Origin of the sequence: Paraburkholderia sp. BCC1884 (assembly GCF_900996225.1) — a bacterium.
Taxonomy (GTDB): domain Bacteria; phylum Pseudomonadota; class Gammaproteobacteria; order Burkholderiales; family Burkholderiaceae; genus Paraburkholderia.
The window spans coordinates 377,207-391,688 of record NZ_CAAJGL010000068.1; the positions used below are offsets into that span (position 1 = coordinate 377,207).

The window sequence follows — 14,482 nt, forward strand, 5'->3', positions numbered from 1 at the left end:
ATCTGGCATTCAGTCACTCTCCACCATGAAGTTTCGTCATTTCATCATCACGTCGGCCTTGACCGTTTCGGCATGGCAGATTGCTCAGGCTGCGGACGATTCGTCCTTGCCGCAACCCGAGCAACTTCCGCCGGCGGCCACGTTGCCGAATATCCTCGTCACGGGCGACACGCAGCATCTGCCACAGTCGTTCGATCAACGGTACGCCTCGACCCAGGTTCTGAGCAAGGCGGATCTCGATCGCTTGTCGCCGATCGATCCAGGCATCACCCAGGCGCTCGCCACGCTGCCTGGCGTCACGATTTCGCAGAACGGCGGCCCCGGTTCGACGGCGTCCGTCAGCATTCGCGGTTCGACCGGCAGTCAGGTCGCGGTTTTCATCGACGGTATTCGCGTCGGCTCCGCCACCACGGGCCAGGCCGTATGGGCCGATCTGCCGACTTCCGCGTTCGACCGCGTCGAGGTCATCTCGGGCCCGGCGGCCGCTTCATTCGGTGCGGACGCGGTGGGCGGCGTCGTACAGCTCTTCACGAACCATGCGTCGAACCAGCCGAACCGGACGACGGTGTCGGTGGGCGGCGGCTCGAACAAGACTTTCGACACGCAAATTCGCACGTCGGGCAGTATTTCCAATACGGGTCCGCTTGCAGCGTTGTCGGGTGTGACTTACTCGTTGGGGCTGCACGACTACAACACGGCGGGGATCGATGCGACCCAGCCGGGTGCGTACGGCCACGAAGACGGACGCAATCCGTACCACGCGCAAGATGTGGATGCGCGCCTCGGGTATGCGCGCGACAACTGGTCGATTTCGACCTTCGCGCTTTACCATCGGTCCACGTTCTCTTACGACAACGCAGGCGGCGCGGACCAGCAACTCGATCATCAACTGACGACCGGTGTCGCATTTCACCTGGACATCTCGCCGCAGACGCAGTTCGACCAGTCATTCGGCTATGCCAATGATCGTCAGTTTCTCTACGCAAACGACCCGACCATTCCGACCGATCAGATCGACTCGACACGCCTGAGCACGTCGACCTCGCTGACGCATCAGGAGCAGGGGCACACGCTCTTCAGTCTGCCGCTGTCCGGCGAGACCAAGCTCGCGTACGACTTTTCCCGCGAGCAGGCTTTCCTGCCCGTCGATATTCCGTCGGGGCTGCCGGCTCGCAACGATTCCGCGGTCTCTTTGCATCAGTCGACCACGCTTGGCGCTGTGACGCTTTTCGTGGCGGGTCGCCACGAGATCGTTCAGGGACAGTCGGTGAATACCGGCAATGTCGCGCTGGCGTATGCCATCTCGCCGGTGTACACCGCGCGTCTGTCGTACGGCAACGCGTTCCGCCTGCCGACCTTCAATGACCTGTACTACCCCGGTTACGCGAATCCGAACCTGTTGCCGGAGCGCAGCGATACGGTCGAGGCCGCACTCGATGCCACCACTTCTTTCGGCAATTTCACGGCGGCGGTGTACGACACGCGTTTGCATAACCTCATCACGTACGACTCGACGACCTTTCTGCCTGTGAACGTAGGTCGTGCGCACATTCAGGGCATCGATCTTTCGTACAAGGGCACGCTCGGCCGGTCCACGCCGGTCAGTCTGGCGATCGGCATTCTGAATCCGCAAGACGTCACCGACCAGACCTGGCTGAATCGCCGCCCACGTCAGACCGTGAGCCTGAGCGTCGATCACACATGGGACGAGTTCCATCTGCACGCGCTGAGCACAGGTGTTTCGTTGCTCTACGGCGGATCGACTTACGACGACCAGTTCAATTCGATCTACTTGCCGTCGTACACCAAAGTCGATCTGCGGGCCGCGTATAAGGTCAACTCGCATCTCACCGTGTCGGCGTCCTTGTCGAACCTGTTCAACCGGCAATATGTGACGGCGTACGGTTACAACTCGTTGGGCCGTACGGCATTCGGCAAGCTATCCTATACGTTCTGATCGCTTAGCGACTCGCCAGCTCGATGCCCGGCTCGCAACGAATCGGGAAGTTCACCGAGTTGGCGATATAGCATTTCTCATGCGCCACGTGGTGCAGTTTCTCGGCCAGGTCCCGATCGTCGTTCGCACGAATCGTTACGCGAGGACGCAAGATGATTTCCTTGAATCGTCCTTCCTGAGGGGTGTCGAGCATCGTGCCTGACGCTTCGTCGATGTAACTCAGGACAACGATGCCCGCGTCGGCGCACAGATGCAGGTACCAGAGCTGATGACAGGCGGACGCCGACGCCACCAGCAGATCCTCCGGATTCCAGCGCGCGGCGTCGCCAAGGAACGCAGCGTCCGACGAGCCTGCAATGTCGGGCTTAATGCCGGAGCGAATCGTGTGATCGCGGCCGTAGTCGCGATATCCCGATGTGCCGCTTCCCTTGTTGCCATCCCATTGCACCGACACTTTGTACTTGTGCTCGCCGTAAGCCACGTCACTTCTCCTGGATGTCGAATCCGTTCGGATCCGGTTGTCGTCATTCTGACCGAACAGACAGGGCGAGCTCAACCGTGAGTTCCACGAACTGCTTGATCGATGTTGCGGTAATGACCGCCAGCCTGTCGCGAGTGAAACGCGTGCCTCGCACGGTCGATGACGGTCACTCACCTGAACTCGGCTCGGGACATCGTCGGGCCACTCGTCACGCGAGTCGGGAAGTAATTCAGGCACCTGTCACGTGGAATTCACCTGACCATTTGTGTTTACGTAATAATTGCAGGGCGCATCCATCCGGATCCACCAACCATCAAAATTGCGTAGGTCATGGCTTTCAGCGAACCAAGGTCCTCGTTTTTCCGGTGGGTCGTCTCCTCCGCTCAGAATCTGAGCGCAGACAATCGGCAAATACTACTTGCGAATCTGTTCACGCGAACCGCGTCGATTGTGTTCGCCGCGATTTGCGAAATCAGCGTCTGCGCCACCGCCTACTACCTCTACCCCCGTAGCCTTTACGCTGCGTGGACGGTGGCCGTCGTCGCCTTGCTGGCGCTCCGTCTATTGCTGATCTGGCTGTGTTGCCGGCGCAGCGCCCAAGGTCAGGCGACCCCCACGTCCGCGTTTCTGTTCGCCAGCCTGTTGTGGGCCGCCCTGTTCGGGTTCGGCACGCTGCTGTGCAATATCAGCGGGGATCAAACGCTCTTTTTGCTCGGCAACGTTTGCGCGGTGGGCGTGGTCGGCGGTCTGGCGGGACGCAATGCCGGCACGCCGCGGCTCGTCTTGCTACAGATCATCTTCATTCTCGGACTGCTGGGACTCGGCGCGGCTTTGTCGCCGGGCTCAGGCAAGCTCGTCCTGCTGTTTCAGGCACCGTTCTGCGCCGCCGGCTTTTTCACCGTGGCGCTGCGCAGCAATCGCGACACTGTCGCCTTGCTGCTGACGCGCGAAGCGAGCCATCGGCTCGCGCGTCAGGACAGTCTCACGGGGCTGCCCAACCGCGCGAGCCTCAGCGAACTTCTGCTGGAGCGCACGGAAATGGGCGCATTGCGTCCGGATCAACTGTTCGCTGTGCTGCTGATCGATCTGGACGGCTTCAAGGCTATCAACGACAGTCTCGGCCATGCGGCGGGCGACCAGATTCTTCAGGAAGCGGCAACGCGCCTGCGTGAGGTGCTGCCGAGCGGCGACCTCGTCGGGCGCCTGGCGGGCGACGAGTTCGTCGCCATTTCCGACGGCACCGGTGAGCTTCGCGACGTCCGGCTACTGGCGGACAGCATCGTCAAGGTCCTGGCGCGGCCTTTCGCGCTCAGCGAAGCGCGCGTGCATATCGGCGCGAGCGTGGGCGTGTCGCTCTATCCCGAACACGCGCAAACCGGCCCGCAACTGCTGATCTGCGCCGACCGCGCGTTGTACGCAGTCAAGCGCAGCGGCAAAAGCGCCTTCGCAATTTTCGATGCCGGCAAGCACGTGTCGGACGAAAGTCTGAGCCTGCTGCGCAGCGACCTGGAAGGCGCGCTGCAGTCGTACAGCGGCTTGCGCATGGAGTACCAGCCGATCGTCGACCTCAGCACCGGCGCCGTATGTGGCCGCGAGGCACTGATTCGCTGGAACCATCCGACTCGCGGCGAACTCTCGCCGTCCGCATTCATTCCCACTGCCGAGCGCACCGGCCTCATCCTCGCATTGGGCGAATGGGCGTTGCTGCAATCCTGCAAGGAAGCCGTGACGTGGCGCGACAATGCCACGGTGGCCGTGAACGTCTCGCCGGTGCAGTTGCGCGAAGAATCGTTTGCGTCGGCCGTCTCGGCCATTCTTCGCAAGACCCGGCTGCCGCCCGCGCGTCTGAACATCGAGGTGACGGAAACGGTGCTACTCAACGACGACGTCGTCACCCGGCGCAACATCACGCGACTGCGCGCGTTGGGCATCGGCCTCGCGCTGGACGATTTCGGCACCGGTTTTTCCACGATGTCGACGCTGGTGCGCTTTTCGTTCGATGAGCTCAAGATCGATAGTTCATTCGTCAAGGAATCGGTGCATCGCCGCGAATCGGCGGCGGTGGTGCGCGGGATCGTGGCATTGGCGCGCGAAATCGGCATGCCGACCACGGCTGAAGGTATTGAAACGCAAGAGCAGCTGAATTTCGTGCGCGTCTGCGGTTGCACGCACGCTCAAGGTTTTCTGCTCGGCAAGCCAGTGCAAGGCCACGAGATCGAGCAGATCGAAGAAAGCCTCGCCACGCAATCGGCGGACAAGCTGTAAGCGCGGCGAGCCGGTCGACACGGAGGTCGGGATGGAATCCACTTTGCAATTCCAGTTGAGAATCGGCGTGTCGCCCGAGCTGGCCGATGCGTTGCGCAGCGACCCGTCGTGCGCATCGCAACCGGCGCTGGCCGACCTGCTGCGGCGATATCGCGCGACGCTGAAATGTCAGTACGATGCCTTCGCCGATTACGTGAGCGAAGCGGAGCGACTCGGGACGGAAAACTATCCGCTCTATCAATGGACTCGCCAGACGATCGAGAATCCCGGGAAAAAGGCGAAGTATCTGCAATCCTTCACGATCTATATCGACGGCAACGAGGTTTACGGCAAATCCATCGTCGATGCTCTGGAACCCGAACTATCCGGTCTGATTCGTGAGGATGGCATTAGAAGCGTATCCCGCTTCGACACTAATCCCGCGAACAATCCGCAACCGCCTCAACGCTGAAGTCCAACGCGCGTCGATTCAGCACACGAATCATGCTGTCGGCGTAACGTAATCTCTGTAACGGCGGCCAACCGTCATGCGCCGTTTTACATTTGACGACAAGCCGTTAAGTTCGTGAGACGATGCAAGCTCACTTTTCTGAGGAGCACGATATGGGACTCTTGGACGAAGCAGGAAAGATCGCGGGCGCGTTTGCCGCCGTGGAAGCTGCTGAGAAAGTGGACCCGGGCGCCGGTCTGCTGACGAAGGGCCTTGCCGCTGTCGCCGGTTTCGAAGGCGCAGGCAAACTGGAAGAAATGGTCGAGAAGAAAGACGACCAGAAACAGGAAGACGCCGACAACACCCAGGCCACCGACGATACGAGTCCCCAGGCATAATTGCACGTTCAGCGCCGGGCGTATGGTTCCCATGACGGAATCCATGCGCCGGCAAATCCCGACTGATCCGGCCGATCCCGAAACTTTCCGCAGCGGATCACCCTCCCTCGCAGTCGCCGCCCCGACCTTCAAAATGCATAGACGCGTCGCTCGCACGCCGTCTGCCGCTTTCGTCACATCACGCGCTTTCATCCGGCTGTCATGTCTTCGCGACTAGGATCACGAGTCGTACTTCTGTGTGACGACTCGTGCGGTGTATTCGGGCGTTCGCTCGATGCACTCGCGTCCTTCCATCCCCACAAAAACTCCAGACATGTCGAACAGAAAAAACGCTAAGGCTTCGCCGACCGAGCAGGGCGCTTCCATCGTCTCGCGTCGTGGGTTCTTGAAGTTTGCTGGCGCATCCAGTCTCGCGACGGCGGCGGGCACGCTCTCATCGGCATCGCGGGCCGCGAACGGCGCGCCCGATGGCACACCGGAACAGGTCCATTTGACGTGGGGCAACGATCCGACGCGCGAGGTCATCGTGTCGTGGGCATCGCCCGCGCCGGCGGTCAATCCGCATGTGCGCGTCGCCGCCGCGCGTGGCGCGAAGCGGACGGTGCACGGTATTCAGAGTACATACACGGACGGCATCAACGGCGAGGTGGTGTTTACCTATCATGCCCGTCTGCGCGATCTCGAAGCGGACACGACCTACGAGTACGAAGTCACCGCAGAGAACGACAGCAATGCGGGCCAGCCGTTCAGCGCGAGTTTCCGCACCGCGCCGCGCGGCCGTGCGGCGTTTCGCTTTACGAGCTATGGCGACCTCGCGACGCCGAACACCAATTGGGTCCTGTCGTCGCCGCAAAGCCGCTTTGCGGTGCAGGCCGTCGAACGTTTTCAGCCGTTGTTCCACTTGCTCAACGGCGACCTCTGCTACGCGAATCTGAATCCGCTGCAACAGCCGGAAGTGTGGCGCGACTTTGGCAACAACTGCCAGACGTCGGCATCGAACCGGCCGTGGATGCCCTGTCCCGGCAATCACGAGCTCGAATTCAACAATGGCGAACAGGGTCTCGCGTCGTATCTCGCGCGCTATACGCTGCCCGACAATCACACCCGCTTTCAGGGCCGCTGGTACAGCTTTCGCGTGAGCTCGGTGCTGTTCGTCTCGCTCGACGCGGACGACATCGTCTACCAGGATGCGGCTGCATTCGTCGCGGGGCCGAGCCCGCTGGTTCCCGTGGCAAGCACGGGCAATCCGCCGATCCAGCCGGGCACCTCGCTGTACGTACGCGGATATAGCGATGGCGAGCAGACACGCTGGCTCGAGAACACCCTGCGTCACGCAGCCGCCGATGACGAGGTGGACTGGATCATCGTGCAGATGCATCAGGACGCGCTGAGTTCGTCGAAGACCGGCAATGGCTCGGATAAGGGCTTACGCGAAGCCTGGTTGCCGCTGTTCGATCGCTATGGTGTCGACCTGGTGCTATGCGGCCACGATCACGATTACGAGCGCAGCTATCCGGTGCGCGGCTGCAATCACAACAAGGGCACCGATGTCGCCACGGGCCGGCCGGTCGATACGCTGCAGCCCAAACCGGTGATGTCGGCGGTGTCCTCGGGGGCGTCGACGTTCGATACGAGCCACGGCACGATCCACCTGATTCTCGGCGGTGGCGGCACCAGCGCGCCGCTGGACGTGTATGGCGTGGACATCGGCACGGGCTTGCCGCAGGCGCGCATTTTCACGCGCCCCAATCGTCCGGTAGCGGGCACCACGGCAGGCACTTTCGTGCGCGCCGGCGCCGATGCCGTGGAGGACGCGATCTGGTCCGCGCAACGCGACACCGGCACGGGATACGGCATCGCGGTGTTCGACCACGATCCGGGACACGCGGGCGGCGAAACCACGATAACGATGAACTACTATCACGCCCCCGGTGCGGACCAGACGCCGACGCAGAACTATGAACTGTTCGAAACGATCGAACTGAAGAAGCAACGCCGCGCGTGAGATTCAGGGGGGCGCGAAGCCCCCTTGAATCACCGCTTGTCGACTAGCGGGAGCGTAGCCTCGTGACCCGCATGTTCCGGCAACGACGAGCCGGTCGTGCGTCGTAGATGAGCGACGAACGGCACATCCGGCTTCATGATGAAAGTCAGCAGGACGCCGCAAGCCATCACGCCGATCGACAGCATGAACGTGACATTCCAGTTGCCGAGCCGATCGACGACAAACCCGGCCACTACCGGGCTGACGATCGCCGCTGTGAACCCCGTCCCGCTCATGATGCCGCTCGCCGTGCCCGAGCGGTCGTAGGCCACGTCCATCGGAATCGCCCACATCGGGCCGACATTCATTTCGTTGAAGAACATCGCGGCAGCGAGGAACACCAGCGAATATATCGGATCATGGATCAATACGACGGGGATCAGCGACAGCCCCGTCATCGTCATGCAGAACGCGACGAGATAACTGCGCGCCAGTTTCAGATTGCCGGTTCGACGCAACAGGCGGTCACTCACCAGACCGCCGACCAGATCCCCGAACACGCCGGCGACGAACACGCCCGACGTAAAGATCACCGCCTTCTTGATGTTCAGATGGAAGCTGTGCATGAAGTAGAGCGGCATCCAGTCCAGCATCAGCCAGAGAATCCAGTTGTAGCAGAAGTAGACGGCGGAGACGGGCAACAGGCGTCGGTATAGACGGGCCCAGGTGCCGGGCGCTTCCACCGGACGCACGCGCGGCGGCGGCAGACTTTGGATTTCCTTCTCGGTGATGCGCGGATGATCTGCGGGTTTCTCGGTGTACGTCACGTACCACAGCACGAGCCAGCCAAAGCTCAGCGCGCCGAGCAGATAAAAAGCGAAGCGCCAATCGAAGGCCGTCATGAGCGCAAGCACCAGCATCGGCGCCACGGCATTGCCCAGGCGAGCCGATGAGTGCGTGATGCCCTGCGCCATGCCGCGCTTGTCGCGTCTCACCCACGAAGCCATCGCGCTAGTGGACGCGGGGAACGTGGCGCCCTCACCGAGACCGAGCAGCAGGCGCGCAGCGACGAGCGTGCCGAAGCCGCCCGCGAGCCCCGTCAATGTCGTCGCAATGGCCCAGATCAATGCGCAGGCGATCAAGGTGCGCTTGGCGCCGAAGCGATCGCTGACCCAGCCACCGATGAACTGGAACACGACGTACGGATACGCAAACGCCGAAAAGATGAAGCCGAGTTGCGTATTGCTCAGCCCGAGTTCGGTTTTGAATTGCCCGGCGGCGGTGCTGATGTTGACTCGATCCACGTAGGTGATGAAGTACATCAGGCACAACAACAGGAGGACCATGGTGGTCGCCTTGGGCTGCAGTCGTTTCATGTCTCACTCCACATACTTGTTTGTGTTGTTATTGTTTGGAAGACCCCGAAGTGAACGCGTCTACGGCATCCCTGAAGTTCGCGCTGCCGTAGACGGCTTCGACCAGATCGTCGTCATCGAGTCGCTGCTCGACGACGATGCGACGCAGGCTTTCCTTCACCGCCTTTTGCGTGACCGGCGAAAGCGCCATGAGTCGCTGGGCGAGGGCATGCGCGGCGTCCTGAAGCGAGGCCGACGCGCACACGTCGTACACGAAACCGCAGGCGAGCACTTCGCCAGCCGGAAGATAGTCGGCGAGCAGCAGCATCTTCTTCACGCGCGGCGTGCCGAGCGCCGCCTGTAATCGCGCGATGTTGCGCGACGACAGCGTGTTGGAGAGCGTCTTCGCGATCGGTGCGCCGAAGCGCGAGGTGTCGCTGCACAGCCGGAAATCGCAGGCCGTGGCGAGGGCGAGTCCGCCGCCCACGGCCCAGCCGTCGATGACGGCCAGCGTGGGAATCGCAATACGTTCCACCGTATCGATCACGCGTTCGACGAAGGCCTCGTAGGCAATGCCGTCGCGGCCACTGCGGAAGTCCTTGAAATACGCGATGTCGGTGCCCGAGATAAAGGACTTGCCGCCTGCGCCGCGAAACATGATGCAGCGCACGTCGCGGTTGCGTTCACACTCGGCGATCAGCGCAAGCAGGGACTCGTACATGTCGAGCGTCATCGCGTTGTGCCGCTCGGGCCGGTCGATCACGATTTCTGCCGCGCCCGACGCATGCACCGTGAGCTTCACTAGTTCGCTCATGGCTTCGTCCCTCTGATTTCGGCAAAGATCTCTTCATTGTGTTCGCCCAGAAGCGGGGGGTGACGTCGCACTGTCTGCGGCGTACCCAGCATCTTGACGGGAAAGCCGATGTTCTTGACCTTGCCTTCATTCGGATGATCGATCTCCATGCACATGCGGCGATGCGCGGCGTGCTCGCTCTCGAATGCTTCGGGGTAGGAGAGGATCGGACCGGCCGGAATGCCGGTGGCGAGCATCGCGTCGACCCAGTCGGCGCTGTCGCGTTTCGCGAATTCCTGCTCCAGCACCTCGATCATCGCCTCGCGATTTTTCAGGCGGAGCGACACGGTGGCGTACTCGGCATGATTTGTCAGATCGGGGCGCTGCAACAGCTCGCACAGCTTCGTCCAGAGCTTCTGGTTGGTCGCGCCCATCACGAAGTAGCCGTCGCGGGCCTTCACCGCCTGGTACGGCGCGCTCATCTTGTTGCTGGTGCCGAGCGGCGCCGGCGGCACGCCCGTGCCCCAGTACTCGGACATGTCCCAGATCGAGAAGGCCATGACCGAGTCGAACAGCGAGGCGTCGATATGCTGCCCCTCGCCGGTTTTCTGCGCGCCGATATAGGCCGACAGCAGACCGTACACCGCGAACAGCGCACAACCGATGTCAGCCACCGGCACGCCTGCCTTGACGGGTTTGCCGCCCTTGTAGCCGGTCACGCTCATCACGCCGGACATGGCCTGGGCCATCAGATCGAAGCCCGGCCGCGAGGCCCACGGACCGCTTTGTCCGAAGCCGGAGATGCTGACGTAGACGATCCTGGGATTGATCGCCTTGATTGTTTCGTAGTCGATTTGAAGACGCTGCACGACGCCGGGCCGGTAATTTTCGACGATCACGTCGGCGGTTTTGGCGAGTTCGTAGAAGAACTCGCGGCCTGCCTCGCTCTTCAGGTCGAGCGTGAGCGAACGCTTGTTGCGGTTCATGTTCAGAAAGCCCATGCTGTCGGGGCCTTTCATCTTGAAGCCCATCGCGCCGCGGGTCTGGTCGCCCTCGAGCGGTTCCACCTTGATGACGTCGGCGCCCAGATCGGCCAGTAGCATGCAGGCAAACGGGCCGGCCATGACCTGGCTGACGTCCAGCACGCGGATGCCTTGCAGCGGCAGATGCTTTGATTCGGTCATATCGTGTCTCCTCCTTTGTGCCCCACTGTCGCCTACTGGAAAGGCGGCCGCAAGAATGCGCCGGGCATGTCTGGTTTCGCGCCTCGCGAAACCGGAGGAGACGGATCGACTAGGCGGATTTGCCGAGCAGTTCGGTCACGACGTTGTTCAGGGTCTGCGCCTGGGCGTGTCCGTCGACGCACGAGAGAACGTAGCTGCGCCGATGCCAGTCGCCTTCGAGTTCCGCCGACGCAAGCGTCGCTTCAGGATGAAAACTGCGCAGCACCTCGGGCGGCATGAGGCCGACGCCGAGCCCGTGACGCACCATCGCAAGCATGGTGTCGAAGCCGCTGACGGTGAAATTGCGGGGGAAGAGTCGCCCGCGGCTGCGATACGCGCGCTCCACCGCCGACAACACCGCCGAACCTGTGCCGAGACTGACGATCGGCAGATCGAGAATGGCGTCGATTCCGACGGGTTCGTCGCGGAACTGAAAATGCGGACGGCTATAGATCAGCACGAGCCGGTCTTCCTTGTAAGGCGATTTCGGCAAATCGAGGAAGCCGCTTTTCTTTTCATAGATGCCCACGTCGATCACTTTGTCGCGCAGCAGTTGCTGCACGATCTTGCTGTTTTCCTCGACGATCTTGAGCGAGATGCCTGGGTACTTGTGCTGAATGTCGGAAATCTCGCGAGCCAGAAACTGGATGACGACCGCCTTCGGCGCACCGATGATGATGCGTCCGTCGAGACCCTGATTGAGCGCTTGCGCGTCGCCTTCGAGCCGGTCGATGAGGTTATCGATCTGACGGACGTATTGCAGCAGCTTGGCGCCGGATTCGGTGACCTCGACACCGTGCGGGACGCGTTTGAAGAGTTTCGCGCCGAGTTGTTCCTCCAGATCCGTGACGCGCCGCGATGCGGCGGCCACCGCCAGGCTGAGCTTGTCGGCGGCGCGGGAGATGCTGCCTTCTTCCACGATGGCGAGGATGAGCCGGACGGTGGTGGTGTCGAATTTCAAGGGAACTCCGGGTGGTCGAGGACGAGACGATCCGGCGTCGACATGTCCTTCAGTTCGGGCATGATGAGCGGGTAGCGCGCTTGCATGTTGCGAATCGGCGCCGGTGGTCGCTTCGGCAGCACCGACGACATGAAGGCGATGCGCAGCGTGCCGATCTCGCCGCTCGTTATCAAGAATCATGATAACAAGGTCGAGAAACACGATTGGCGCAATCTCCGCGCATGCGGTGAACGACACGATCGACAACCGCGCTCAGCAACTCGCACGCGGGCGCGGGTAGCGGTGCGCGGCTCCCGCTGCCAGATTGTCAGGCGCCGGCGCTCGCCAGCTTTCTCGCATCCCCTTGAACGGCCGTTTTCCGACTAGACTGGATAACACTCCGGTTCGGCGCAAATCCCCTCGTCCTGAAGCAAAAGACCGTCCTCAACGAAGACAACATCGACGTCGATGCCGACGGGCACAGGCGCGAGCCGCCCCCTCTCGATCGAATCGACCCGATCGCGGACGTCCGCGTCGGCGACAAGCATGGCGAGATCGGCCAAGCCGTCAGCTGGCTGGAACAGATCGACCCCGGCACGCATCGCCGGATCAAGGGCCTGCGGCTCGTCACCGCATACGGTATTGCAGCTGCCTTGGGGACCTTGCAGGACGTCACACACAACTTGCCCGGCGCCATGTCGGTCGGCTCGCTGGCGGGAGGTTTCGCGCTCTGGGCCAGCGTCTCCGAAGCGCGCATCCAACGCAACGAGTCGAGCCGCGATCTGGCGTGCCTCTGCGCCGCCGCCGCATTGGGCGCGGCGATGTTCGTCGGACTCTCGCCGCTATTGCACACTATTGCCCGAGCCGGCCCCGAATTGACGCTGGTGACGGGCGCTTTCCTCGTCGGCTACCTGAAGCGCTTCGGCGTGCTGGGCGCGGGAATCGGCTCGCAGATTTTCATCGGACAACTGCTGGCTTATGGCGCGCATCTGGGCGCGGTCGATCTGCCGGCGATCGGCGTCGCTGGTCTGATCGCGATGCTGGCGTCGATCGTTCCGCGCGTGCTGAGCGGTCCGGCTGAACATCCCGCTGTGACGATGCTTTCGCCGCTCGACGTGCCGGATCGCTGGCGACTCCCGGCCGAACTCATCATGGGCCTGCAGGCGGCCGGCGGCGCGCTGATCGTCGTCGCGCTCAACGAGACGATCGGGCTGAAGGAATCGGCATGGGCGGTGACGGCCTGCACGTATGTCGTCGCCGGCTCCGCGAGCGGCACGGCGGCGCGGGTGCGTCGACGGATTGTCGGCACGCTGGTCGGCGTGCCCCTTGGCCTGGCCTGTTTGCCGCTCGTCGAGCATGCGCCGCTGCTGGCGTGGGCCGCTGCGGCCCTTGCCATGATCATCTACGCGATGGCCTTGCCCGATCGCTACGATATCGCCTGCGCGGCATTCGCTTTCACGCTGATCGTGACATTGGCGATCGGCGGCGTTCACTCGATTTCGCTGCTCGGCGCACGCGCGTGGGAGACCCTGCTCGGAGGCACGCTCGGGCTGGCGGCAGCCACCTTTATTTTTCCGCTGCGCCCCAGAAGAAGTGGCTAAGCCAAGGTTCATGATCCCGCGACAAACAGCCGTCTGGACGAATCTGCGAGCGCTGCGGACGCACAGCTATAATCGCGCTCGACCTTGCTCCAGGAAATTTGACTCGTGAAAAAGATCGCTGCGTTTGCGCTCGTTGCGCTTGTACTCAATGCTTGCTCATCGCCGGAAAAAGAGGCGGAGCAAGCTCAGGCATTCCAGCACAACGAAACCGGCCTCGCCGCTGCCCAGCGCAATGCAACCGTCGATTGCGGTCCGGCCAATTGCGACGCGGCCTGGGCATTGACGAAGCGCTATATCGAGCAGCATTCGGACACCGCCATCACGAACGCGGATGCGGTCGCCATCGACACCGACGTGCCAGGTCGCTCCGGCAAGGTGGCGTTTTCGGCGACCCGCGCAGCGAAAGGTTCGGGCGCGACGCTCACGCTCTTTGCGCAGTGCCGCGGCATGTACGGACAGGACAACGCGCAAGGCTCCGACTACGACGATTGCGCCGGGAAGATCATCAAGACGCAGAACGGCTACGTGGCGTTTCTCAAATCGCACGTGTCCGGTCAGTAAGCGCACGACCCAGGCGCGCTCACTCCTCGCATTTCACGGCCGTGCGCGGCACGGCGATGATCACGGGATACTTTGTCCCATGGTCGAGTTCCACGCGAGCCACCACGGCCATCATCGCATTGTCGATATCGTCGTACACGCTGACTTCTTCGCGGCTCAGGTTCGTGACGCCGGTGCAGCCGGAGGCACGGCCGTCGTCGGAGATTTTGCATTGGAACGGGTTGTCCGCGACGTAGCGGTATTTGTCGCGGTCGGGCGTCGCCAGGTATTCACGCACACTCTGCGTCGACCCGCCGACGCCGGTGACATACCCGATCGCGCACTGCAGTTTGGGCGCATCGCCGCCGGCTGTCTGAGCGGTCGCGGCCGAACTCGCGGCCGCCAGAAGCGCGGCGAGTGTCGATGCAAGAAGAAGTTTCATGGCGCCGTTCACGGTTGTCGGATCGAAGTGCTGAATTCTAAAGGCATCTCGCCGAACGGGTGCGAAAGCCCGG

General features: G+C 62.2%; 14 protein-coding genes and 1 pseudogene. 7 read left to right on the plus strand and 8 right to left on the minus strand.

Annotated elements, in window-relative coordinates:
* Nucleotides 1–25: 25 nt before the first annotated feature.
* Complete coding sequence (locus FQ705_RS08620) at nt 26–1,957, plus strand: TonB-dependent receptor domain-containing protein (protein ID WP_144139648.1); 1,932 nt, start codon at nt 26–28, stop codon at nt 1,955–1,957.
* Between the two features lie 4 nt (nt 1,958–1,961).
* Here FQ705_RS08620 and FQ705_RS08625 read toward each other — a convergent pair whose 3' ends face one another.
* The gene (locus FQ705_RS08625; protein WP_144139650.1) at nt 1,962–2,438 is read right to left on the minus strand and encodes an OsmC family protein; all 477 of its coding nucleotides are present in this window, start codon (nt 2,436–2,438) and stop codon (nt 1,962–1,964) included.
* A 330-nt stretch (nt 2,439–2,768) separates the two neighbouring features.
* Here FQ705_RS08625 and FQ705_RS08630 point away from each other — a divergent pair, with 330 nt between their 5' ends.
* From FQ705_RS08630 to FQ705_RS08645, 4 genes are all read left to right on the plus strand, one after another.
* A complete protein-coding gene (locus FQ705_RS08630) occupies nt 2,769–4,703 on the plus strand; it encodes a putative bifunctional diguanylate cyclase/phosphodiesterase (protein ID WP_144139653.1) in 1,935 nt (644 codons plus the stop codon).
* Between the two features lie 31 nt (nt 4,704–4,734).
* On the plus strand, nt 4,735–5,154 hold the full coding sequence (locus FQ705_RS08635; RefSeq protein ID WP_144139656.1) for a hypothetical protein: 420 nt from the start codon (nt 4,735–4,737) through the stop codon (nt 5,152–5,154).
* Between the two features lie 152 nt (nt 5,155–5,306).
* Nucleotides 5,307–5,531, plus strand: coding sequence for a hypothetical protein (locus FQ705_RS08640; protein WP_144139659.1), 225 nt, complete (start codon nt 5,307–5,309; stop codon nt 5,529–5,531).
* Between the two features lie 313 nt (nt 5,532–5,844).
* On the plus strand, nt 5,845–7,536 hold the full coding sequence (locus FQ705_RS08645; RefSeq protein WP_144139662.1) for a purple acid phosphatase family protein: 1,692 nt from the start codon (nt 5,845–5,847) through the stop codon (nt 7,534–7,536).
* Nucleotides 7,537–7,565: 29 nt separating this feature from the next.
* On the opposite strand, the gene FQ705_RS08650 is transcribed toward FQ705_RS08645, so the two are convergent.
* The 6 genes and pseudogenes from FQ705_RS08650 to FQ705_RS08675 form a co-directional block, all read right to left on the minus strand.
* On the minus strand, nt 7,566–8,891 hold the full coding sequence (locus FQ705_RS08650) for an MFS transporter (RefSeq protein WP_144139665.1): 1,326 nt from the start codon (nt 8,889–8,891) through the stop codon (nt 7,566–7,568).
* A gap of 28 nt (nt 8,892–8,919) precedes the next feature.
* Nucleotides 8,920–9,684, minus strand: coding sequence for an enoyl-CoA hydratase (locus tag FQ705_RS08655; protein ID WP_144139668.1), 765 nt, complete (start codon nt 9,682–9,684; stop codon nt 8,920–8,922).
* Nucleotides 9,681–10,847, minus strand: coding sequence for a CaiB/BaiF CoA transferase family protein (locus FQ705_RS08660; protein WP_144139672.1), 1,167 nt, complete (start codon nt 10,845–10,847; stop codon nt 9,681–9,683). Before FQ705_RS08660 ends, FQ705_RS08655 begins: the two co-directional genes overlap by 4 nt.
* A 109-nt stretch (nt 10,848–10,956) precedes the next feature.
* On the minus strand, nt 10,957–11,847 hold the full coding sequence (locus FQ705_RS08665) for a LysR family transcriptional regulator (RefSeq protein WP_144139675.1): 891 nt from the start codon (nt 11,845–11,847) through the stop codon (nt 10,957–10,959).
* 23 nt (nt 11,848–11,870) lie between these two features.
* Nucleotides 11,871–12,020 (minus strand): annotated as a pseudogene (locus tag FQ705_RS08670) (LysR family transcriptional regulator); the annotation flags it as partial.
* Between the two features lie 189 nt (nt 12,021–12,209).
* Nucleotides 12,210–12,428 carry a hypothetical protein gene (locus FQ705_RS08675; protein ID WP_144139678.1) on the minus strand — a complete coding sequence of 73 codons (219 nt, stop codon included), beginning with the start codon at nt 12,426–12,428 and terminating at the stop codon, nt 12,210–12,212.
* Here FQ705_RS08675 and FQ705_RS08680 point away from each other — a divergent pair.
* Nucleotides 12,336–13,427 (plus strand): FUSC family protein, encoded by a 1,092-nt coding sequence (locus tag FQ705_RS08680; protein ID WP_144139680.1) that lies wholly within the window; start codon nt 12,336–12,338, stop codon nt 13,425–13,427. The two genes, FQ705_RS08675 and FQ705_RS08680, sit on opposite strands and share 93 nt — an antisense overlap.
* A gap of 105 nt (nt 13,428–13,532) precedes the next feature.
* Nucleotides 13,533–13,988: a hypothetical protein gene (locus tag FQ705_RS08685; RefSeq protein ID WP_144139683.1), complete on the plus strand. Its 456-nt coding sequence runs from the start codon at nt 13,533–13,535 to the stop codon at nt 13,986–13,988.
* Between the two features lie 19 nt (nt 13,989–14,007).
* On the opposite strand, the gene FQ705_RS08690 is transcribed toward FQ705_RS08685, so the two are convergent.
* Nucleotides 14,008–14,409, minus strand: coding sequence for a hypothetical protein (locus tag FQ705_RS08690; RefSeq protein WP_144139686.1), 402 nt, complete (start codon nt 14,407–14,409; stop codon nt 14,008–14,010).
* Between the last annotated feature and the right edge of the window lie 73 nt (nt 14,410–14,482).

Excerpts from the sequence above, each read along its gene's own strand:
- FQ705_RS08635 (WP_144139656.1), top strand. The coding sequence starts at position 4,735 with ATGGAATCCACTTTGCAATTCCAGTTGAGAATCGGCGTGTCGCCCGAG.
- FQ705_RS08655 (WP_144139668.1), bottom strand. The coding sequence starts at position 9,684 with ATGAGCGAACTAGTGAAGCTCACGGTGCATGCGTCGGGCGCGGCAGAA.
- FQ705_RS08630 (WP_144139653.1), top strand. The coding sequence starts at position 2,769 with ATGGCTTTCAGCGAACCAAGGTCCTCGTTTTTCCGGTGGGTCGTCTCC.
- FQ705_RS08620 (WP_144139648.1), top strand. The coding sequence starts at position 26 with ATGAAGTTTCGTCATTTCATCATCACGTCGGCCTTGACCGTTTCGGCA.
- FQ705_RS08650 (WP_144139665.1), bottom strand. The coding sequence starts at position 8,891 with ATGAAACGACTGCAGCCCAAGGCGACCACCATGGTCCTCCTGTTGTTG.
- FQ705_RS08660 (WP_144139672.1), bottom strand. The coding sequence starts at position 10,847 with ATGACCGAATCAAAGCATCTGCCGCTGCAAGGCATCCGCGTGCTGGAC.
- FQ705_RS08690 (WP_144139686.1), bottom strand. The coding sequence starts at position 14,409 with ATGAAACTTCTTCTTGCATCGACACTCGCCGCGCTTCTGGCGGCCGCG.
- FQ705_RS08645 (WP_144139662.1), top strand. The coding sequence starts at position 5,845 with ATGTCGAACAGAAAAAACGCTAAGGCTTCGCCGACCGAGCAGGGCGCT.
- FQ705_RS08640 (WP_144139659.1), top strand. The coding sequence starts at position 5,307 with ATGGGACTCTTGGACGAAGCAGGAAAGATCGCGGGCGCGTTTGCCGCC.
- FQ705_RS08675 (WP_144139678.1), bottom strand. The coding sequence starts at position 12,428 with ATGCGTGCCGGGGTCGATCTGTTCCAGCCAGCTGACGGCTTGGCCGAT.